Here is a 21494-nt window from a genome sequence, read left to right as displayed (position 1 = left end):
TCCTTACCCAAGTCCACAACCCCACCCCATAAAGGTGGGGTTGTGGCGTTTACGCAGCACGGCTATAAGTGAGAACAAACGATAGCCTGGGGCTCACGTAGTGCTTGACATTACGTCGATGTACCCCCATAATCGTCAGTTCTCTGCGGAGGGGTGCCCGAGTGGCTAAAGGGGGCAGACTGTAAATCTGTTGGCTTACGCCTACGTTGGTTCGAATCCAACCTCCTCCACCAGAATGCAAGCTGTAGTAGCGATAGGGAATCGGAAAGCCCTTGCGGGTGTAGCTCAATGGTAGAGCAGAAGCCTTCCAAGCTTACGACGAGGGTTCGATTCCCTTCACCCGCTCCAGTGTCAAGAAGTAGCGCCCATGTGGCTCAGTGGTAGAGCACTCCCTTGGTAAGGGAGAGGTCGGCAGTTCGATCCTGCCCATGGGCACCAGCAGGTAGTCAGTGATTGTTTGCGCGCGGCGCAACGTACGGAAAATCCTCTTAGGAGTCGAAAATGGCCAAGGGTAAGTTTGAGCGGACCAAGCCGCACGTGAACGTCGGCACGATCGGTCACGTTGATCATGGCAAGACCACGCTGACGGCAGCAATCACGACGGTGCTGACCGCGAAGTTCGGCGGCGAAGCGAAGGCGTACGACCAGATCGACGCGGCGCCGGAAGAAAAGGCGCGCGGCATCACGATCAACACGGCGCACGTGGAGTACGAGACGGCGAACCGTCACTACGCGCACGTTGACTGCCCGGGCCACGCTGACTACGTGAAGAACATGATCACGGGCGCGGCGCAGATGGACGGCGCGATTCTGGTGTGCTCGGCAGCAGACGGCCCGATGCCGCAAACGCGTGAGCACATCCTGTTGGCGCGTCAGGTTGGCGTGCCGTACATCATCGTGTTCCTGAACAAGTGCGACATGGTGGACGACGCCGAGCTGCTCGAGCTGGTGGAAATGGAAGTGCGCGAGCTGCTGTCGAAGTACGACTTCCCGGGCGACGACACGCCGATCATCAAGGGTTCGGCCAAGCTGGCGCTGGAAGGCGACAAGGGCGAGCTGGGTGAAGTGGCGATCATGAACCTGGCCGACGCGCTGGACACGTACATCCCGACGCCGGAGCGCGCAGTGGATGGCGCCTTCCTGATGCCGGTGGAAGACGTGTTCTCGATCTCGGGTCGCGGCACGGTGGTGACGGGTCGCGTCGAGCGCGGCGTGGTGAAGGTCGGCGAGGAAATCGAAATCGTCGGTATCAAGCCGACGGTGAAGACGACCTGCACGGGCGTGGAAATGTTCCGCAAGCTGCTGGACCAAGGTCAAGCGGGCGACAACGTGGGTATTCTGCTGCGCGGCACGAAGCGTGAAGACGTGGAGCGTGGCCAGGTTCTGGCCAAGCCGGGTTCGATCACGCCGCACACGCACTTCACGGCTGAAGTGTACGTGCTGAGCAAGGACGAAGGCGGTCGCCACACGCCGTTCTTCAACAACTATCGCCCGCAGTTCTACTTCCGTACGACGGACGTGACGGGTTCGATCGAGTTGCCGAAGGACAAGGAAATGGTGATGCCGGGCGACAACGTGTCGATCACGGTGAAGCTGATTGCGCCGATCGCGATGGAAGAAGGTCTGCGCTTCGCAATCCGCGAAGGTGGCCGTACCGTCGGCGCAGGTGTCGTCGCTAAGATCATCGAGTAAGAAGCCAGTTAGTTCTCGTTGATCGGTAGTTTCGGGGTTGGCGATGTCGCTGACCCCAAAATGGTTTAGGGGTATAGCTCAACTGGCAGAGCGTCGGTCTCCAAAACCGAAGGTTGGGGGTTCGATTCCCTCTGCCCCTGCCAATTCTCGCGTCCTTAAGGGCGCTCGTTAAGGTGTTATGGCGAATCCCTCTGTCGAAACTGTAAATACTTCCAGCGATAAATTGATGCTCATCGCGGGCGTATTGTTGGTCTTGGCCGGGTTCGTGGGTTTTTTCTGGCTCGGCGGCCAGGAGTGGTACGTTCGCGGCGCGGCTCTTGCCGTTGGAGTCATCGCCGGTGTTGTGGTTGGTCTTCTCTCCACCCCCGGTAAGGGTTTCATCGCATTCGCCAAAGACTCCTACAAGGAAGTCCGCAAAGTCGTGTGGCCCACGCGCAAGGAAGCCACTCAAACAACGCTTGTTGTCTTCGGCTTTGTGTTTGTGATGGCGGTCTTTCTTTGGGTTAGCGACAAATCCATTGAATGGGTGATTTTCTCGGCGATTCTGGGTTGGAAATGATATGAGCGATACTCCGGCATCACCGAGCGGCAAACGCTGGTACGTCGTGCACGCCTACTCCGGCATGGAGAAGAGCGTGCAACGTGCGCTTCAAGAGCGCATCGAGCGTGCAGGCATGCAAGACAAGTTTGGCCAGATCCTCGTTCCGACGGAAGAGGTGGTCGAAGTAAAGGGTGGTCACAAATCGGTGACCGAGCGTCGTTTCTTCCCTGGCTATGTGCTGGTGGAGATGGAAATGACCGATGAAACCTGGCACCTCGTGAAAAACACGGCCAAGGTGACGGGCTTCGTGGGTGGGGCGCGCAATCGCCCGAGCCCGATTTCCCCGCGGGAAGTCGAAAAGATCATGTCGCAGATGCAGGAAGGTGTGGAGAAGCCGCGCCCGAAGACCCTGTTCGAAGTTGGCGAGATGGTTCGCGTGAAGGATGGTCCGTTCACGGACTTCAATGGCAGCGTCGAAGAAGTGAACTACGAAAAATCGCGCGTCCGTGTTTCTGTCACGATTTTCGGCCGCGCGACACCTGTCGAACTTGAATTCGGCCAGGTCGAGAAGTTGTAATCGAATTTTTACGGATCGCGCCGAACGGCGCGATCCGTCTTTCGCGCTTACGGCCCGCGTAATGGCCGTTGAGGAGCGTCAGTAGTCTTCACCGGCGAACGCGCGTTACTACTCACCGAACGCTCAAGCGTTCCAACGAGGTTTTCAACATGGCAAAGAAAATCATCGGCTTTATCAAGCTGCAGATTCCTGCAGGTAAAGCCAACCCGTCGCCGCCGGTCGGTCCGGCACTGGGCCAGCGTGGCCTGAACATCATGGAGTTCTGCAAGGCGTTCAACGCGCAGACTCAAGCGATGGAGCCGGGTCTGCCGGTTCCGGTCGTGATCACGGCATTCGCGGACAAGAGCTTCACGTTCATCCTGAAGACGCCGCCGGCTACGGTCCTGATCAAGAAGGCAGCGAAGATCGACAAGGGTTCGAGCAAGCCGCACACCGACAAGGTCGGTAAGATCACCCGCGCGCAAGCTGAAGAAATCGCCAAGACGAAGATGCCGGACCTTACGGCAGCCGATATGGACGCAGCGGTTCGCACGATCGCTGGCAGCGCCCGCTCGATGGGCATCACCGTGGAGGGCGTGTAAATGGCTAAGCTTTCGAAGCGTCTGCAAGCATTTGCAAACAAGGTCGATCGCCAGAAGCTGTACCCGATCGACGACGCACTCGCGCTCGTCAAAGAGTGCGCGAGCGCCAAGTTCGACGAGTCGATCGACGTAGCAGTTCAACTCGGCATCGATGCAAAGAAGTCGGATCAAGTGGTTCGCGGCTCGGTTGTTCTGCCGGCCGGTACTGGTAAGTCGGTTCGCGTCGCTGTTTTTGCGCAAGGCGAGAAGGCCGAGCAGGCGAAAGCCGCCGGCGCTGAAATCGTTGGCATGGAAGACCTGGCTGAGCAAATCAAGGCCGGCAACCTGAACTTCGACGTCGTGATCGCTTCGCCGGACACGATGCGCGTTGTCGGTACGTTGGGTCAGATCCTCGGCCCGCGCGGCCTGATGCCGAACCCGAAGGTCGGCACCGTGACGCCCGACGTGGCTACGGCAGTGAAGAACGCCAAGGCCGGTCAGGTGCAATTCCGCGTCGACAAGGCCGGTATCATCCACGCGACCATCGGCCGTGCATCGTTCGAGCCGACCGCGCTGCGCACCAACCTGTCGGCGCTCGTCGAAGCGCTGCAGAAGGCAAAGCCGGCGACGAGCAAGGGCGTGTACCTGCGCAAGATCGCTTTGTCGAGCACGATGGGTGTTGGCGTGCGCGTCGATCAAGCGACGCTCGCGGCACAGTAAGAAATTTGCCGCGTCGAGTGATTTCGGCGCGGTTTTAAGGGCTTTGGGCGGTCGCAAGGTGGCAGTCTGCATCGAGCGGCCGGTTGTCAAAGACCGTTGGCGGAAGCGCAGCAGTCGGGTGTTTCCTTAATGCAAAGCCAACGCAGATGGCGAACCCGAAACAGTTTTGAAGTGATGAAACCGGTTGTTGTCCGCGGCGACGCTAGCAACTGCCGGTCGAAATACTCCTAAACCTCGGACGCCGTTGTTGAACGCGGTACACGCTGCATTCCGCAGTGTGTATCGAATCTGGAGGTTAACCGTGCCACTGAACAAAGAAAGCAAGCAGGCCGTCGTCGCTGAGGTCTCCGCGCAAGTCGCGAAGGCTCAGACCGTCGTCATTGCTGAGTATCGTGGGATTGCGGTTGGCGATCTGACCAAGCTGCGCGCGAAAGCGCGCGAGCAACAGGTGTACCTGCGCGTGTTGAAAAACACGCTGGCGCGTCGCGCTGTGGAAGGTACCCCGTTTGCTCCGCTGGCAGAGCAGATGACTGGTCCGTTGATCTACGGCATCTCGGAAGATGCTATTGCCGCTGCTAAGGTCGTCAATGACTTCAGCAAGAGCAACGACAAGTTGATCATCAAGGCCGGTGCCTACGAAGGCAAGGTGATGGACAAGGCTGGCGTGCAAGCGCTCGCCAACATCCCGAGCCGCGAGGAACTGCTCTCCAAGCTGTTGTTCGTTATGCAAGCGCCTGTTTCCGGCTTTGCGCGCGCCCTGGCCGCGCTGGCAGAAAAGAAGCAAGGCGAAGCTGCTTAATCGCAGGATGCATAGCGCGCTTCAGTTGAGCGCGATGGATCGCTGGCTGTATCCGAATTCAATTTAGGAGTATTTCAAATGGCAATCGCAAAAGAAGACATCCTCGAAGCCGTAGGCTCGATGTCGGTTCTGGAACTGAACGAACTGGTCAAGGCGTTCGAAGAGAAGTTTGGCGTGTCGGCAGCTGCTGTTGCAGTGGCAGGCCCGGCAGGCGGCGGCGCTGGCGCTGCTGCTGTTGAAGAGCAAACCGAGTTCAACGTTATCCTGACCGAAACGGGCGCGAACAAGGTTTCCGTGATTAAGGCTGTTCGCGAACTGACGGGCCTGGGCCTGAAGGAAGCGAAGGACCTGGTCGACGGTGCACCGAAGCCCGTGAAGGAAGCGGTGCCCAAGGCTGCTGCTGAAGAAGCCAAGAAGAAGCTGGAAGAAGCTGGCGCGAAGGCTGAAATCAAGTAAGACCCTGCGCGCTGTGCGAAGGCTGGCGGTTTTTCACCGCCGGCCTTTTTGTGCTTTGTGGGGACAATGTTTTTGCGCTCGGTAATCGGCAAAAACGTGGCCCCAGAAGCCAAAGACAAACGCCTTTCGGGATAACTGACCGGCGCTTCTCTTTGTCTTCTGAAGCGACTGCAGAAGGCAAGTTTGGTCGGGTAGCGGGCAACATAGGCATCCGCTGCCGTCAGCCAGCGGTTGGTAGCGGCCAACCACCAAGCTTCTAAGGCTCGTTCAAGCCATCGGACGGCCATCGGGTCTCAGTCGGTGAACACTCGGATTGTCTCATCAAGGTTCGCAGCCTCGACAATGCCCGCCGTGATTCGGAGATCGTATGCAATATTCCTTCACCGAGAAGAAGCGTATTCGCAAGAACTTTGCGAAGCGCCCCATCGTTCACCAAGTACCTTTCCTGCTGGCTACCCAGCTTGAATCATTCAGCACGTTTCTGCAAGCGGATGTGTCTGCAGCTCAACGCAAACCTGAGGGTCTGCAGGCTGCGTTCACGTCTGTTTTCCCGATTGTTTCTCACAACGGCTTCGCTCGTCTAGAGTTCGTTAGCTACATGTTGTCGCCGCCGGCATTCAATATCAAGGAATGTCAGCAGCGCGGTCTCACGTACTGCTCGGCGCTGCGCGCAAAAGTGCGCCTGGTGCTGCTCGACAAGGAATCGCCGAGCAAGCCCGTCGTGAAGGAAGTGAAGGAGCAGGAAGTGTACATGGGCGAAATTCCGCTCATGACGCCGACCGGCTCGTTCGTCATCAACGGCACCGAGCGCGTGATCGTTTCGCAGCTGCACCGCTCGCCGGGCGTGTTCTTCGAGCACGACAAGGGCAAGACCCACAGCTCGGGCAAGCTGCTGTTCTCCGCGCGGATCATTCCTTACCGCGGTTCGTGGCTCGACTTCGAATTCGACCCGAAGGACGTGCTGTACTTCCGCGTCGACCGCCGCCGCAAGATGCCGGTCACGATTCTGCTGAAGGCGATCGGCCTGACGCCGGAACAGATCCTTGCGAACTTCTTCGTGTTCGACAACTTCTCGCTGATGCCCGAAGGCGCACAAATGGAATTTGTGCCTGAGCGTCTGCGGGGCGAAGTCGCGCGTTTCGACATCTCGGATCGCGACGGCAACGTCATCGTCACGAAGGACAAGCGGATCAACGCGAAGCATATCCGCGACCTCGAAAACGCGAAGACGAAATTCATTTCGGTCCCCGAAGATTATCTGATCGGCCGTGTGCTGGCGAAGAACGTCGTCGATGGTGACACCGGTGAAGTGATCGCGAACGCGAACGAAGAAATCGGCGAAAGCACGCTCGATAAGCTGCGCGAAGCGAAGATCAAGGACATCCAGACGCTCTACACGAACGATCTGGACCAAGGTCCGTACATCTCGTCGACGCTCCGCATCGACGAAACCGCCGACCGAACGGCCGCGCGCATTGCGATCTACCGCATGATGCGTCCGGGCGAACCGCCGACTGAAGAAGCGGTCGAGGCGCTGTTCAATCGTCTGTTCTACAGCGAAGACGCGTACGACCTGTCGAAGGTCGGCCGTATGAAGTTCAACCGCCGTGTCGGCCGCGATGAAATCGTCGGCCCGATGACGCTGCAAGACGACGACATCCTCGCGACGATCAAGATCCTCGTCGAGCTGCGCAACGGCAAGGGCGAAGTGGACGATATCGACCACTTGGGCAATCGTCGCGTGCGTTGCGTCGGCGAACTGGCGGAGAACCAGTTCCGTGCCGGTCTCGTACGTGTCGAGCGCGCGGTGAAGGAACGCCTCGGCCAAGCCGAAAGCGAAAACCTGATGCCGCACGACCTGATCAACTCGAAGCCGATTTCGTCGGCGATTCGCGAGTTCTTCGGTTCGTCGCAGCTGTCGCAGTTCATGGACCAAACCAATCCGCTGTCGGAAATCACCCACAAGCGCCGTGTTTCGGCTCTTGGCCCGGGCGGTCTGACGCGCGAGCGCGCAGGCTTCGAAGTCCGCGACGTGCACCCGACCCACTATGGCCGCGTGTGCCCGATTGAAACGCCGGAAGGTCCGAACATCGGTCTGATCAACTCGCTCGCTCTGTACGCGCACCTGAACGAATACGGCTTCCTCGAAACGCCGTACCGCAAGGTGACGGACGGCAAGGTGACCGACCAGATCGACTATCTGTCCGCGATCGAAGAAGGCCGTTACGTGATCGCTCAGGCGAACGCGGCGGTGGCCGACGACGGCACGCTGACCGACGAACTCGTGTCGTCGCGTGAAGCCGGCGAAACGCTGATGGTCACGCCGGACCGCATCCAGTACATGGACGTGGCGCCGTCGCAGATCGTGTCGGTGGCGGCATCGCTGATTCCGTTCCTCGAGCACGACGACGCGAACCGTGCATTGATGGGTTCGAACATGCAGCGTCAGGCTGTGCCGTGTCTGCGTCCTGAGAAGGCTGTGGTCGGCACGGGTATCGAGCGCACGGTGGCGGTCGACTCGGGCACGACGGTTCAGGCGTTCCGCGGTGGCGTGGTCGATTACGTCGACGCAGGCCGTATCGTGATTCGCGTGAACGACGACGAAGCGGTGGCGGGTGAAGTCGGTGTCGACATCTACAACCTGATCAAGTACACGCGTTCGAACCAGAACACGAACATCAACCAGCGCCCGATCGTGAAGGTCGGCGACAAGGTTGCGCGCGGCGACGTGCTGGCTGACGGCGCCTCGACGGATCTGGGTGAGCTCGCGCTCGGCCAGAACATGCTGATCGCGTTCATGCCGTGGAACGGCTACAACTTCGAAGACTCGATCCTGATCTCGGAGAAGGTCGTTGCGGACGATCGCTATACGTCGATCCACATCGAAGAGCTGAACGTTGTCGCTCGCGACACGAAGCTCGGACCGGAAGAAATCACGCGCGACATTTCGAACCTCGCGGAAGTGCAGCTTGGCCGTCTCGACGAGTCGGGCATCGTGTACATCGGCGCGGAAGTCGAAGCGGGCGACGTGCTGGTCGGCAAGGTCACGCCGAAGGGCGAAACCCAGCTGACGCCGGAAGAAAAGCTGCTGCGCGCGATCTTCGGCGAGAAGGCATCGGACGTGAAGGACACGTCGCTGCGCGTGCCGTCGGGCATGAGCGGCACGGTCATCGACGTGCAGGTGTTCACGCGTGAAGGCATCCAGCGCGACAAGCGTGCGCAACAGATCATCGACGATGAACTGAAGCGCTATCGCCTCGACCTGAACGACCAGCTGCGTATCGTGGAAGGCGATGCGTTCCAGCGTCTCGCACGCATGCTCGAAGGCAAGGTCGCGAACGGCGGTCCGAAGAAGCTCGCGAAGGGCACGAAGATCGAACAGGCCTACCTGGAAGATCTGGACCACTACCACTGGTTCGACATCCGCCTCGCGGACGAAGAAGCAGCGGCACAGCTCGAAGCGATCAAGAACTCGATCGAAGAGAAGCGTCACCAGTTCGACCTCGCGTTCGAAGAGAAGCGCAAGAAGCTCACGCAGGGCGACGAACTGCCGCCGGGCGTGCTGAAGATGGTCAAGGTGTACGTCGCGGTGAAGCGCCGTCTGCAGCCTGGCGACAAGATGGCAGGCCGTCACGGTAACAAGGGCGTGGTGTCGAAGATCGTTCCGATCGAAGACATGCCGTACATGGCCGACGGCCGTCCGGCAGACGTCGTGCTGAACCCGCTCGGCGTGCCGTCGCGGATGAACGTGGGTCAGGTGCTCGAAGTGCACTTGGGCTGGGCTGCGAAGGGTCTCGGCTGGCGGATCGGCGAAATGCTGCAGCGTCAGGCGAAGATCGCCGAGCTGCGCGAGTTCCTGACGAAGATCTACAACGAGTCGGGCCGCGCGGAAGAGCTGGATGGCTTCAGCGACGACGAGATCGTCGAACTGGCGAAGAACCTGCGCGAAGGCGTGCCGTTCGCGACGCCGGTGTTCGACGGTGCGACGGAAGAAGAAATGTCGCGCGCGCTGGATCTGGCGTTCCCGGACGATATCGCGAAGCAACTCGGCATGACGCCGTCGAAGAACCAGGTTCGTCTGTACGACGGCCGCACGGGCGAGATGTTCGAGCGTACGGTCACGGTCGGCTACATGCACTACCTGAAGCTGCACCACTTGGTCGACGACAAGATGCACGCGCGTTCGACGGGCCCGTACTCGCTCGTGACGCAGCAGCCGTTGGGCGGTAAGGCTCAGTTCGGCGGCCAGCGTTTTGGTGAGATGGAAGTGTGGGCGCTCGAGGCGTATGGCGCATCGTACGTGCTGCAAGAAATGCTGACGGTCAAGTCGGACGACGTGACGGGCCGGACCAAGGTTTATGAAAACCTGGTCAAGGGCGATCACGTGATCGATGCAGGCATGCCGGAATCCTTCAACGTGCTCGTGAAGGAAATCCGCTCGCTCGGTATCGATATCGATCTCGACCGCAACTAATCGGACTACGGAGAGAAAGCAATGAAAGCTCTGCTCGATCTATTCAAGCAAGTCCAACAAGAAGAAGTTTTTGACGCGATCAAGATCGGTCTGGCCTCGCCCGACAAGATTCGTTCGTGGTCGTTCGGTGAAGTCAAGAAGCCGGAAACCATCAACTACCGCACCTTCAAGCCGGAGCGGGATGGTCTGTTCTGCGCGAAGATCTTCGGGCCGATCAAGGACTACGAATGCCTTTGCGGCAAGTACAAGCGCCTGAAGCACCGTGGCGTGATCTGCGAGAAGTGCGGCGTTGAAGTGACGTTGGCCAAGGTGCGCCGCGAGCGCATGGGCCACATCGAACTCGCTTCGCCGGTCGCGCACATTTGGTTCTTGAAGTCGCTGCCGTCGCGTCTGGGCATGGTGCTCGACATGACGCTGCGCGACATCGAGCGCGTGCTGTACTTCGAAGCATATGTGGTGATCGATCCGGGCATGACGCCGCTGAAAGCGCGGCAGATCATGACCGAAGAGGATTACTACAACAAGGTCGAAGAGTACGGTGACGAATTCCGCGCCGAGATGGGTGCGGAAGGCGTGCGCGAGCTGCTGCGTGCGATCAACATCGACGAGCAGGTCGAGATGCTGCGCACCGAACTCAAGAACACGGGTTCGGAAGCGAAGATCAAGAAGTACGCGAAGCGCCTGAAGGTGCTCGAGGCTTTCCAGCGTTCGGGCATCAAGCCTGACTGGATGGTGCTCGAAGTGCTGCCGGTGCTGCCGCCGGAACTGCGTCCGCTCGTGCCGCTCGACGGCGGCCGTTTCGCGACGTCGGACCTGAACGACCTCTATCGCCGCGTGATCAACCGTAACAACCGGTTGAAGCGTCTGCTCGAGCTGAAGGCGCCGGAAATCATCGTCCGCAACGAAAAGCGGATGCTGCAGGAAGCCGTCGATTCGCTGCTCGACAACGGCCGTCGCGGCAAGGCGATGACGGGCGCGAACAAGCGTCCGCTGAAGTCGCTCGCCGACATGATCAAGGGCAAGGGCGGCCGCTTCCGTCAGAACCTGCTCGGTAAGCGCGTCGACTACTCGGGCCGTTCGGTCATCGTGGTGGGCCCGACGCTGAAGCTGCACCAGTGCGGTCTGCCGAAGCTGATGGCGCTCGAGCTGTTCAAGCCGTTCATCTTCAACAAGCTTGAAGTGATGGGCGTCGCGACGACCATCAAGGCGGCGAAGAAGGAAGTCGAGAACCAGACGCCGGTCGTGTGGGACATCTTGGAAGAGGTGATCCGCGAGCATCCGGTGATGCTGAACCGTGCGCCGACGCTGCACCGTCTCGGCATTCAGGCTTTCGAGCCGGTGCTGATCGAAGGCAAGGCAATCCAGCTGCACCCGCTCGTCTGCGCGGCGTTCAACGCCGACTTCGACGGCGACCAGATGGCTGTCCACGTTCCGCTGTCGCTCGAAGCGCAGATGGAAGCGCGCACGCTGATGCTGGCGTCGAACAACGTCCTGTTCCCGGCCAACGGCGATCCGTCGATCGTGCCGTCGCAGGATATCGTGCTCGGCCTGTACTACGCGACGCGTGAAGCCGTGAATGCCAAGGGCGAAGGCCTGTCGTTCACGGGCGTGTCGGAAGTGCTGCGCGCGTACGAGAACAAGGAAGTCGAGCTGGCCTCGCGCGTCAACGTGCGGATCACCGAAATGGTCCGCAACGAAGACACGTCGGAAGGCGCACCGGAATTCGTGCCGAAGATCTCGCTGTACGCAACGACGGTCGGCCGCTCGATTCTGTCGGAAATCCTGCCGCCGGGTCTGCCGTTCTCGGTGCTGAACAAGCCGCTGAAGAAGAAGGAAATCTCGCGCCTGATCAACACGGCGTTCCGCAAGTGCGGTCTGCGCGCGACGGTGGTCTTCGCCGACCAGCTGATGCAGTCGGGCTTCCGCCTGGCAACGCGCGCCGGCATTTCGATCTGCGTCGACGACATGCTCGTGCCGCCGCAGAAGGAAACGATCGTTGGCGACGCCGCGAAGAAGGTGAAGGAATACGACCGTCAGTACATGTCGGGTCTCGTCACCGCGCAGGAGCGCTACAACAACGTGGTCGACATCTGGTCGGCGACGTCGGAAGCGGTCGGCAAGGCGATGATGGAGCAGCTCGCAACGGAACCGGTCGTCGACCGCGATGGCAACGAGACGAAGCAGGAATCGTTCAACTCGATCTATATGATGGCCGACTCGGGCGCGCGGGGTTCCGCGGTCCAGATCCGTCAGTTGGCGGGTATGCGCGGCCTGATGGCGAAGCCGGACGGCTCGATTATCGAAACGCCAATTACCGCGAACTTCCGCGAAGGCCTGAACGTGCTGCAGTACTTCATCTCGACCCACGGTGCGCGTAAGGGTCTTGCTGATACGGCACTGAAGACCGCGAACTCGGGTTACCTGACGCGTCGTCTCGTCGACGTCACGCAGGATCTCGTGGTCGTCGAGGAAGATTGCGGCACGTCGAACGGCGTGGCGATGAAGGCGCTGGTAGAGGGCGGTGAAGTCGTCGAAGCGCTGCGCGACCGTATTCTCGGCCGCGTCGCCGTGGCGGACGTCGTCAATCCGGAAACGCAGGAAACGCTGTACGAAGCGGGCTCGCTGCTCGACGAAGACTCGGTCGAAGAGATCGAACGCCTTGGCATCGACGAAGTGCGGGTGCGCACGCCGCTCACCTGCGAAACGCGCTATGGCCTGTGCGCCTCGTGTTACGGCCGCGACCTCGGCCGTGGCTCGCGCGTGAACGTCGGCGAAGCGGTCGGCGTGATCGCGGCGCAGTCGATCGGTGAGCCGGGCACGCAGCTGACGATGCGTACGTTCCACATCGGTGGTGCGGCATCGCGTGCGGCGGTGGCTTCGTCGGTTGAAGCGAAGTCGAACGGTACGGTGCGCTTCACGGCGACGATGCGCTATGTGACGAATGCGAAGGGCGAGCAGATCGTCATCTCGCGTTCGGGCGAAGCGATGATCACCGACGACCACGGCCGCGAACGCGAACGCCACAAAGTGCCGTACGGCGCCACGCTGTTGCAGCTCGACGGCGCGCAGATCAAGGCGGGTACGCAGCTGGCCACGTGGGACCCGATGACGCGTCCGATCATCACCGAGTACGGCGGTACGGTGAAGTTCGAAAACGTCGAGGAAGGCGTGACGGTCGCCAAGCAGATCGACGACGTGACGGGCCTCTCGACGCTCGTTGTGATCGACGTGAAGCGCCGCGGCTCGCAGGCTTCGAAGAGCGTGCGTCCGCAGGTGAAACTGCTCGACGCGACCGGCGAGGAAGTGAAGATCCCGGGCACCGAGCACTCGGTGCAGATCGGCTTCCAGGTCGGCGCACTGATCACGGTGAAGGACGGTCAGCAAGTGCAGGTCGGTGAAGTGCTCGCACGTATCCCGACTGAATCGCAGAAGACGCGTGACATTACCGGCGGTCTGCCGCGTGTGGCTGAACTGTTCGAAGCGCGCTCGCCGAAGGACGCCGGCATTCTGGCGGAAGTCACGGGCACGGTGTCGTTCGGTAAGGACACGAAGGGCAAGCAGCGTCTCGTCATCACGGACCTCGAGGGCAACCAGCACGAGTTCCTGATCGCGAAGGAAAAGCAGGTCCTGGTGCACGATGGTCAAGTCGTCAACAAGGGCGAAATGATCGTCGACGGTCCGGCCGATCCGCACGACATCCTGCGCCTGCAGGGTATCGAGGCGCTGTCGCGCTACATCGTGGACGAAGTGCAGGACGTGTACCGTCTGCAAGGCGTGAAGATCAACGACAAGCACATTGAAGTGATCGTGCGTCAGATGCTGCGCCGCGTGCAGATCGTCGACAACGGCGATACGCGTTTCATCCCGGGCGAACAAGTCGAGCGGTCGGACATGCTCGACGAGAACGACAAGATGACCGCGGAAGACAAGCGTCCGGCGTCGTACGACAACGTGCTGCTCGGTATCACGAAGGCGTCGCTGTCGACCGACTCGTTCATCTCGGCCGCATCGTTCCAGGAAACGACGCGCGTGCTGACCGAGGCGGCGATCATGGGCAAGCGCGACGATCTGCGTGGTCTGAAGGAAAACGTGATCGTCGGCCGTCTGATTCCGGCCGGTACGGGTCTCGCGTTCCACAAGGCGCGCAAGAGCAAGGAGCTGTCCGATCGCGAGCGTTTCGATCAGATCGCTGCGGAAGAGGCGTTCGAGTTTGGCACGCCGGAAAGCCCGGCTGCCGAACAGCCGCACTCGGCGGAGTAAGTTCTGGCGGCGCAAGCCGCTTGACTGCTTAGCTTGGAAAGCCGCTCAGTTTCGACTGAGCGGCTTTTTTCTTTTTTACAGGCTGGATGGCTAACGTTGCCGTTTAACGCGTTTTGCGCGGCGGGGCGTTGGTAAAATTCGTTCAACCTGCACTCCGCCTCTTTTCTTCCGACTTCATGTCCCGCGCCCTCGAAATTCTCAACGAAACCTTTGGTTATCCCGCCTTCAGAGGGCAGCAGGGCGATATCGTCGAGCATGTCGCAGGCGGAGGCGATTGCCTCGTGTTGATGCCCACCGGCGGCGGCAAATCGCTTTGCTACCAGATCCCCTCACTGGTGCGGCACGAATCGGGGCTTGGCGCCGGCATCGTGGTTTCGCCGTTGATCGCGCTGATGCAGGATCAGGTGGCTGCACTCACTGAGCTTGGCGTTCGCGCGGCGTATCTGAATTCGACGCTGTCCGGCGCCGAGGCCGCCGCCACCGAGCGCGCGCTGCGCGACGGCGACATCGATCTCCTTTACGTCGCGCCGGAACGGCTCATGACGCCGCGCTTTCTCGATCTGCTCGAACGCGCGCGCATCGGACTCTTTGCGATTGACGAAGCGCACTGCGTATCGCAATGGGGGCACGATTTCCGCCCCGAGTACATCCAGCTTTCCGTGCTGCACGAGCGGTTTCCGTCGGTGCCGCGCATCGCGCTCACCGCGACCGCCGACGCGATCACACGCGACGAAATCGTGCACCGCCTCGCGCTCGATGACGCGCGCATTTTCGTGTCGAGCTTCGATCGCCCGAATATTCGCTATCGAATCGTCGAGAAGGACAATGCGCGTGCTCAGTTGCTCGACTTCATTCGCGCGGAACACACGAACCCGGGAGGCACGACGGATGCCGGCGTCGTCTACTGTCTGTCGCGCCGTAAGGTCGAAGAGACCGCCGAGTGGCTAAAGGGGCAAGGCGTCCGGGCGCTGCCTTATCACGCGGGTATGGAGTTCGAAATCCGCCAGCGGCACCAGGAGATGTTCCAGCGCGAAGAGGGCATCGTCATGTGCGCGACGATCGCTTTCGGTATGGGCATCGATAAGCCGGACGTGCGCTTTGTCGCCCACTTGGATTTGCCGAAGAGCGTCGAAGGGTACTACCAGGAAACGGGTCGCGCGGGCCGCGATGGTCTGCCTGCCAACGCGTGGATGGCGTACGGTCTTGGCGACGTCGTGCAGCAGCGCAAGATGATCGATGAGTCGGACGCTGACGATGCGCACAAACGCGTGCAGACCGGCAAGCTCGATGCGCTGCTCGGCCTCTGCGAGGCCGCTGCCTGCCGCCGTGTGCGACTTCTGGCCTACTTCGGCGAAGCCAGCGAGCCGTGCGGCAATTGCGATACGTGCCTTGAGCCCCCGGCGTCATGGGACGCCACGCGCGAAGCGCGGATGGCGCTCTCGTGTGTGTTCCGCGCGCAGCGCGCGAGCGGTTTTCATTTCGGCGCGGGGCATTTGATCGATATCCTGCGCGGCAACCGAAGCGAGAAGATCCTTCAGCGCGGCCACGAAAGCCTCAGCACCTTCGGAATCGGCGCGAGCCTGTCCGAGCCCGAGTGGCGCGCGGTTTTCCGTCAACTGATCGCATTCGGCTATTTGGCGATCGATCACGACGGATTCGGCGCGCTCGTCCTCACCGAAGCGAGCAAGCCCGTGTTGAAGGGCGAAGAAACCGTCACCTTGCGGCGCTACGTCAAGCCGACCCGTACGCGCCAATCGTCGAGCCGCACCGGCGAACGGGCCGATCCGACGGCCGGCATGGGTCCGCGCGAGCGTGCCCGGTGGGAGCGCCTGCGCGCGTGGCGCACCGAAACCGCAAAAAGTGACGGCGTGCCGGCCTACGTCATCTTCCACGACGCGACGCTCGCCGAAATCGCGCGCAACGGCCCCGATACGATCGACGATCTTCGCCATATTCCCGGCATTGGCGCGCGCAAGCTCGATCGCTTCGGCGAGGAACTGCTTGACGTCGTCGCGGCGGACTGACGGCGCTCCTCTTGCGCGAAGCCGGGCGATTCGCCCGTCGACCGCTCCCGATCCGCTGCAAGCTATTGACGCACTTGGCATTTTCCGAATATGATGCTGGGTTCCGGTTCTTGGCATGCTAGGTCGAGGGGTAAACTCGCGTCCCGGCAGCTAGGGCGGGAAGTTCGATACGCATTCGTTTTCGCTTTGCCCGGGAACGGATGCGTCGATTTTGTTCAATTTCAGGAATAAACAATGCCAACCATCAATCAATTGGTTCGCAAAGGCCGCACGTCGGAAACGACGAAGAGCAAGAGCCCGGCCTTGCAGGACTGCCCCCAGCGTCGCGGCGTGTGCACCCGTGTGTACACCACGACGCCGAAAAAGCCGAACTCGGCACTTCGTAAGGTTGCGAAGGTGCGCCTGACGAACGGCTTCGAAGTCATTTCGTACATCGGTGGTGAAGGCCACAACCTGCAGGAACACTCGGTCGTGCTGATTCGCGGCGGCCGTGTGAAGGACTTGCCGGGTGTGCGTTACCACATGGTTCGTGGCTCGCTGGATACCCAGGGCGTCAAGGATCGTAAGCAAGCTCGCTCGAAGTACGGTGCGAAGCGTGCCAAGGCTGGCAAGTAAGCAGCCTCTTCGTATGGCTGCTTAGCGTTGCCCGCAAGGCAATCGAGAGCGGTCAAGTAGTCAAAGGCGGTGGTGCCGGATTCGCCGGTGCTGTCGAGTAAGTGGTCACCCGGCCAAGCTGGTTAGTCGTAAAGATAGATCGGGTTAGTTGGTGGCCGCGGGGCAAAAGAGCTTCGGCTCAGCTCCAACTGAAAAATCAAAGGAAGAAACATGCCGCGTCGTCGCGAAGTCCCCAAGCGGGAAGTGTTGCCGGATCCGAAGTTCGGTAACGTTGATGTTGCAAAATTCATGAACGTGCTGATGCTCTCGGGCAAGAAGTCGGTTGCCGAGCGCATCGTGTACGGCGCTTTCGAACAGATCCAGACCAAGGGTGGCAAGGACCCGCTGGAAGTGTTCACTGTCGCGCTCAACAACGTGAAGCCGGTGGTCGAAGTGAAGAGCCGCCGCGTTGGTGGTGCGAACTATCAGGTTCCGGTCGAAGTGCGTCCGTCGCGTCGTATGGCATTGGCGATGCGTTGGTTGCGCGAGGCTGCGAAGAAGCGTAGCGAAAAGTCGATGGCGTTGCGCCTGGCTGGTGAACTGACCGAAGCGGCCGAAGGCCGTGGCGGCGCGATGAAGAAGCGCGATGAAGTTCACCGGATGGCAGAAGCCAACAAGGCGTTCTCGCATTTCCGTTTCTAAGCCGTCGAACCCAGCGGCAACGGAAAAATATCCGGGCGGGTGCGCTTATCGGCGCCTCGCCCGTTTGTGTTAGGGCGCGGAAACTATATACATACTTTTCGCGTCATCCCAATAGAGGATCAAAGTGGCTCGTAAGACACCTATCGAGCGCTACCGTAATATCGGTATTAGCGCTCACATCGACGCCGGCAAGACGACGACGACCGAGCGCATCCTGTACTACACCGGCGTGAACCACAAGATTGGTGAAGTGCACGACGGCGCGGCAACGATGGACTGGATGGAGCAGGAGCAAGAGCGCGGCATCACCATCACGTCCGCTGCTACGACGGCCTTCTGGAAGGGCATGGGTAACAACTACCCGGAACACCGCATCAACATCATCGACACCCCGGGCCACGTCGACTTCACGATCGAAGTGGAGCGCTCGATGCGCGTGCTCGACGGCGCTTGCATGGTCTACTGCGCCGTGGGCGGCGTGCAGCCGCAGTCGGAAACGGTGTGGCGTCAGGCCAACAAGTACAAGGTGCCGCGTCTCGCGTTCGTCAACAAGATGGACCGCACCGGTGCGAACTTCTTCAAGGTCTACGACCAGTTAAAGACCCGCCTCAAGGCGAACCCGGTTCCGGTCGTGGTGCCGATCGGCGCGGAAGAAAACTTCACGGGCGTCGTCGATCTGCTCGAGATGAAGGCGATCATTTGGGACGACGCGTCGCAAGGCATGAAGTTCGACTACCGCGACATCCCGGCTGATCTCGTCGACACCTGCAACGAGTGGCGCGAGAAGATGGTCGAGTCCGCCGCTGAAGCGAGCGAAGAGCTGATGGAGAAGTACCTCGGCGGCGAGGAGCTGTCCCGCGCCGAGATCGTCAAGGCGCTGCGCGACCGTACGATCGCTTGCGAAATCCAGCCGATGTTGTGCGGCACCGCGTTCAAGAACAAGGGCGTGCAGCGCATGCTCGACGCCGTGATCGACTTCCTGCCGTCGCCGATCGACATTCCGCCGGTCAAGGGTGAGCTGGAAAGCGGCGAAGCGGCTGAGCGCAAGGCGTCGGACGACGAGAAGTTCTCGGCGCTCGCATTCAAGATCATGACCGACCCGTTCGTCGGCCAGCTGATCTTCTTCCGCGTGTACTCCGGTGTGGTCAACTCGGGCGACACGCTGCTGAATTCGACCAAGGACAAGAAGGAACGTCTGGGCCGTATTCTGCAGATGCACGCGAACCAGCGCGAAGAAATCAAGGAAGTGCGCGCCGGCGACATCGCGGCAGCCGTGGGCCTGAAGGAAGCAACGACGGGCGACACGCTGTGCGACCCGCAGCACCCGATCGTGCTCGAGCGCATGGTGTTCCCGGAGCCGGTGATTTCGCAGGCCGTCGAGCCGAAGACGAAGGCTGACCAGGAAAAGATGGGCCTGGCGCTGAACCGTCTGGCTCAAGAAGATCCGTCGTTCCGCGTGCAAACGGACGAAGAGTCGGGCCAAACCATTATTTCGGGCATGGGCGAACTGCACCTCGAAATTCTGGTTGACCGGATGAAGCGTGAATTCGGCGTGGAAGCGACCGTCGGCAAGCCGCAGGTGGCATACCGCGAAACGATCCGCAGCACGGCCGCGGACGTGGACGGCAAGTTCGTCAAGCAGTCGGGCGGTCGCGGCCAGTATGGTCACGCGGTCATCACGCTCGAGCCGAACGAACAAGGCAAGGGCTACGAGTTCCTCGACGAGATCAAGGGTGGTGTCATTCCGCGTGAATACATCCCGGCGGTCGACAAGGGTATTGCCGACACGCTCAAGAGCGGCGTGCTGGCAGGCTTCCCGGTCGTCGACGTGAAGGTTCACCTGACGTTCGGTTCGTACCACGACGTTGACTCGAACGAAAACGCGTTCCGCATGGCCGGTTCGATGGCGTTCAAGGAAGCGATGCGCCGCGCGAACCCGGTGATCCTCGAGCCGATGATGGCCGTGGAAGTGGAAACGCCGGAAGACTACATGGGCAACGTGATGGGCGACCTGTCGGGCCGTCGCGGCATCATCCAGGGCATGGAAGACATGGTTGGCGGCGGCAAGATTCTCCGTGCCGAAGTGCCGCTGTCGGAAATGTTCGGCTACTCCACGTCGCTGCGTTCGGCAACGCAAGGTCGCGCAACGTACACGATGGAATTCAAGCATTACGCCGAAGCGCCGCGTAACGTCTCTGAAGCGATCATCAGCGCGAAGTCGAAGTAATCAGTCGGCAAGTCATTCACCGAACAACTTTTTTGAAAGAAGAGAATCATGGCTAAAGGTAAATTCGAACGGACCAAGCCGCACGTGAACGTCGGCACGATCGGTCACGTTGATCATGGCAAGACCACGCTGACGGCAGCAATCACGACGGTGCTGACCGCGAAGTTCGGCGGCGAAGCGAAGGCGTACGACCAGATCGACGCGGCGCCGGAAGAAAAGGCGCGCGGCATCACGATCAACACGGCGCACGTGGAGTACGAGACGGCGAACCGTCACTACGCGCACGTTGACTGCCCGGGCCACGCTGACTACGTGAAGAACATGATCACGGGCGCGGCGCAGATGGACGGCGCGATTCTGGTGTGCTCGGCAGCAGACGGCCCGATGCCGCAAACGCGTGAGCACATCCTGTTGGCGCGTCAGGTTGGCGTGCCGTACATCATCGTGTTCCTGAACAAGTGCGACATGGTGGACGACGCCGAGCTGCTCGAGCTGGTGGAAATGGAAGTGCGCGAGCTGCTGTCGAAGTACGACTTCCCGGGCGACGACACGCCGATCATCAAGGGTTCGGCCAAGCTGGCGCTGGAAGGCGACAAGGGCGAGCTGGGTGAAGTGGCGATCATGAACCTGGCCGACGCGCTGGACACGTACATCCCGACGCCGGAGCGCGCAGTGGATGGCGCCTTCCTGATGCCGGTGGAAGACGTGTTCTCGATCTCGGGTCGCGGCACGGTGGTGACGGGTCGCGTCGAGCGCGGCGTGGTGAAGGTCGGCGAGGAAATCGAAATCGTCGGTATCAAGCCGACGGTGAAGACGACCTGCACGGGCGTGGAAATGTTCCGCAAGCTGCTGGACCAAGGTCAAGCGGGCGACAACGTGGGTATTCTGCTGCGCGGCACGAAGCGTGAAGACGTGGAGCGTGGCCAGGTTCTGGCCAAGCCGGGTTCGATCACGCCGCACACGCACTTCACGGCTGAAGTGTACGTGCTGAGCAAGGACGAAGGCGGTCGCCACACGCCGTTCTTCAACAACTATCGCCCGCAGTTCTACTTCCGTACGACGGACGTGACGGGTTCGATCGAGTTGCCGAAGGACAAGGAAATGGTGATGCCGGGCGACAACGTGTCGATCACGGTGAAGCTGATTGCGCCGATCGCGATGGAAGAAGGTCTGCGCTTCGCAATCCGCGAAGGTGGCCGTACCGTCGGCGCAGGTGTCGTCGCTAAGATCATCGAGTAAAATCGCTGGTTTGCTGTAGCAGTAGAAGTGGTGCCCGGGGCCGGGCGCCAGCTCCCCGCGAGAGCGTCCGGCCTCACGTTCTTTTTTAATCCGGCGGTGCAAGACCGCCTCGCTCTTTCCAAGGAATCGTCATGCAAAACCAGAAAATCCGCATTCGCCTGAAAGCATTCGACTATCGCCTGATCGATCAATCGGCAGCCGAAATCGTCGATACGGCAAAGCGGACTGGCGCAATCGTTCGTGGTCCGGTGCCCCTGCCGACCCGCATCCAACGTTTTGACATCCTGCGTTCGCCGCACGTCAACAAGACGTCGCGCGATCAGCTTGAAATCCGTACCCACCAACGCCTGATGGACATCGTCGACCCGACGGACAAGACCGTCGACGCGCTGATGAAGCTCGACCTGCCGGCCGGTGTGGACGTGGAGATCAAGCTGCAATAAGGCTTTCAGGCGCCGCTGGCTCAGGCCGATGGCGCTAAGTCATTGATTGCTTGCGGAAAACGAAAAGCCTCGCTATAATGCAAGGCTTTTCGCGCATTTGCGCAAAAAAGTCGCCGATTTGGCCCGTGCAATTGGGCTGAAAATCGGCGGCATTTTGTAAATTAGCCCCGACCAATCGCAGTCGGG

The 21494-nt window shown here is 60.5% G+C and carries 15 protein-coding genes and 4 tRNA genes; all 19 read left to right on the top strand.

The annotated features are described in order from the left end of the window. Positions 1–147: 147 nt before the first annotated feature. Positions 148–233: transfer RNA gene (locus AAHK20_RS26145), tRNA-Tyr, on the top strand. 41 nt (positions 234–274) lie between these two features. Then, a tRNA-Gly gene (locus AAHK20_RS26140) sits at positions 275–348 on the top strand. Between the two features lie 15 nt (positions 349–363). Further along, positions 364–438: transfer RNA gene (locus AAHK20_RS26135), tRNA-Thr, on the top strand. A gap of 63 nt (positions 439–501) precedes the next feature. Then, complete coding sequence (gene tuf, locus AAHK20_RS26130; protein WP_102645092.1) at positions 502–1692, top strand: elongation factor Tu; 1191 nt, start codon at positions 502–504, stop codon at positions 1690–1692. A gap of 67 nt (positions 1693–1759) precedes the next feature. Next, positions 1760–1835, top strand: a tRNA-Trp gene (locus tag AAHK20_RS26125). A gap of 35 nt (positions 1836–1870) precedes the next feature. Further along, positions 1871–2251 carry a preprotein translocase subunit SecE gene (secE, locus tag AAHK20_RS26120; RefSeq protein ID WP_449184372.1) on the top strand — a complete coding sequence of 127 codons (381 nt, stop codon included), beginning with the start codon at positions 1871–1873 and terminating at the stop codon, positions 2249–2251. Between the two features lies 1 nt (position 2252). Further along, complete coding sequence (nusG, locus tag AAHK20_RS26115) at positions 2253–2810, top strand: transcription termination/antitermination protein NusG (RefSeq protein WP_026121916.1); 558 nt, start codon at positions 2253–2255, stop codon at positions 2808–2810. 149 nt (positions 2811–2959) lie between these two features. Continuing rightward, positions 2960–3391 (top strand): 50S ribosomal protein L11, encoded by a 432-nt coding sequence (gene rplK, locus AAHK20_RS26110; protein ID WP_449184371.1) that lies wholly within the window; start codon positions 2960–2962, stop codon positions 3389–3391. Beyond that, entirely contained in the window at positions 3392–4090 is a 699-nt protein-coding gene (rplA, locus tag AAHK20_RS26105; RefSeq protein WP_449184370.1) for a 50S ribosomal protein L1, read from the top strand. Positions 4091–4391: 301 nt separating this feature from the next. Continuing rightward, positions 4392–4889, top strand: coding sequence for a 50S ribosomal protein L10 (gene rplJ, locus AAHK20_RS26100; RefSeq protein WP_449184369.1), 498 nt, complete (start codon positions 4392–4394; stop codon positions 4887–4889). A gap of 78 nt (positions 4890–4967) precedes the next feature. Then, entirely contained in the window at positions 4968–5345 is a 378-nt protein-coding gene (gene rplL, locus AAHK20_RS26095; RefSeq protein ID WP_449184368.1) for a 50S ribosomal protein L7/L12, read from the top strand. Between the two features lie 367 nt (positions 5346–5712). Next, positions 5713–9819, top strand: a complete 4107-nt coding sequence (rpoB, locus tag AAHK20_RS26090; RefSeq protein WP_449184367.1) for a DNA-directed RNA polymerase subunit beta — start codon at positions 5713–5715, stop codon at positions 9817–9819. A 21-nt stretch (positions 9820–9840) separates the two neighbouring features. After that, positions 9841–14079 carry a DNA-directed RNA polymerase subunit beta' gene (rpoC, locus tag AAHK20_RS26085; protein ID WP_449184366.1) on the top strand — a complete coding sequence of 1413 codons (4239 nt, stop codon included), beginning with the start codon at positions 9841–9843 and terminating at the stop codon, positions 14077–14079. Positions 14080–14255: 176 nt separating this feature from the next. Then, positions 14256–16103 (top strand): DNA helicase RecQ, encoded by a 1848-nt coding sequence (gene recQ, locus AAHK20_RS26080; RefSeq protein ID WP_449184365.1) that lies wholly within the window; start codon positions 14256–14258, stop codon positions 16101–16103. Positions 16104–16337: 234 nt separating this feature from the next. After that, complete coding sequence (rpsL, locus tag AAHK20_RS26075) at positions 16338–16718, top strand: 30S ribosomal protein S12 (protein ID WP_006053290.1); 381 nt, start codon at positions 16338–16340, stop codon at positions 16716–16718. A gap of 210 nt (positions 16719–16928) precedes the next feature. Continuing rightward, entirely contained in the window at positions 16929–17399 is a 471-nt protein-coding gene (rpsG, locus tag AAHK20_RS26070; protein WP_027797954.1) for a 30S ribosomal protein S7, read from the top strand. A gap of 124 nt (positions 17400–17523) precedes the next feature. Then, positions 17524–19626: an elongation factor G gene (fusA, locus tag AAHK20_RS26065; RefSeq protein ID WP_449184364.1), complete on the top strand. Its 2103-nt coding sequence runs from the start codon at positions 17524–17526 to the stop codon at positions 19624–19626. 48 nt (positions 19627–19674) lie between these two features. Beyond that, positions 19675–20865, top strand: coding sequence for an elongation factor Tu (tuf, locus tag AAHK20_RS26060; RefSeq protein WP_102645092.1), 1191 nt, complete (start codon positions 19675–19677; stop codon positions 20863–20865). A 131-nt stretch (positions 20866–20996) separates the two neighbouring features. After that, positions 20997–21308 (top strand): 30S ribosomal protein S10, encoded by a 312-nt coding sequence (gene rpsJ / locus AAHK20_RS26055; protein ID WP_006998489.1) that lies wholly within the window; start codon positions 20997–20999, stop codon positions 21306–21308. Positions 21309–21494: the final 186 nt, after the last annotated feature.

This window comes from Trinickia camelliae, assembly GCF_053525655.1.
Note: the sequence above shows the minus strand (reverse complement) of the source record. Positions and strands in the feature narration are given on the sequence as shown.

Coding starts and splice junctions, on each gene's coding strand:
- rplA (WP_449184370.1), top strand. CDS start 3,392: ATGGCTAAGCTTTCGAAGCGTCTGCAAGCATTTGCAAACAAGGTCGAT.
- rpsG (WP_027797954.1), top strand. CDS start 16,929: ATGCCGCGTCGTCGCGAAGTCCCCAAGCGGGAAGTGTTGCCGGATCCG.
- rplL (WP_449184368.1), top strand. CDS start 4,968: ATGGCAATCGCAAAAGAAGACATCCTCGAAGCCGTAGGCTCGATGTCG.
- secE (WP_449184372.1), top strand. CDS start 1,871: ATGGCGAATCCCTCTGTCGAAACTGTAAATACTTCCAGCGATAAATTG.
- rpsJ (WP_006998489.1), top strand. CDS start 20,997: ATGCAAAACCAGAAAATCCGCATTCGCCTGAAAGCATTCGACTATCGC.
- rpoC (WP_449184366.1), top strand. CDS start 9,841: ATGAAAGCTCTGCTCGATCTATTCAAGCAAGTCCAACAAGAAGAAGTT.
- rplK (WP_449184371.1), top strand. CDS start 2,960: ATGGCAAAGAAAATCATCGGCTTTATCAAGCTGCAGATTCCTGCAGGT.
- nusG (WP_026121916.1), top strand. CDS start 2,253: ATGAGCGATACTCCGGCATCACCGAGCGGCAAACGCTGGTACGTCGTG.
- recQ (WP_449184365.1), top strand. CDS start 14,256: ATGTCCCGCGCCCTCGAAATTCTCAACGAAACCTTTGGTTATCCCGCC.
- rpsL (WP_006053290.1), top strand. CDS start 16,338: ATGCCAACCATCAATCAATTGGTTCGCAAAGGCCGCACGTCGGAAACG.
- tuf (WP_102645092.1), top strand. CDS start 502: ATGGCCAAGGGTAAGTTTGAGCGGACCAAGCCGCACGTGAACGTCGGC.
- tuf (WP_102645092.1), top strand. CDS start 19,675: ATGGCTAAAGGTAAATTCGAACGGACCAAGCCGCACGTGAACGTCGGC.
- rpoB (WP_449184367.1), top strand. CDS start 5,713: ATGCAATATTCCTTCACCGAGAAGAAGCGTATTCGCAAGAACTTTGCG.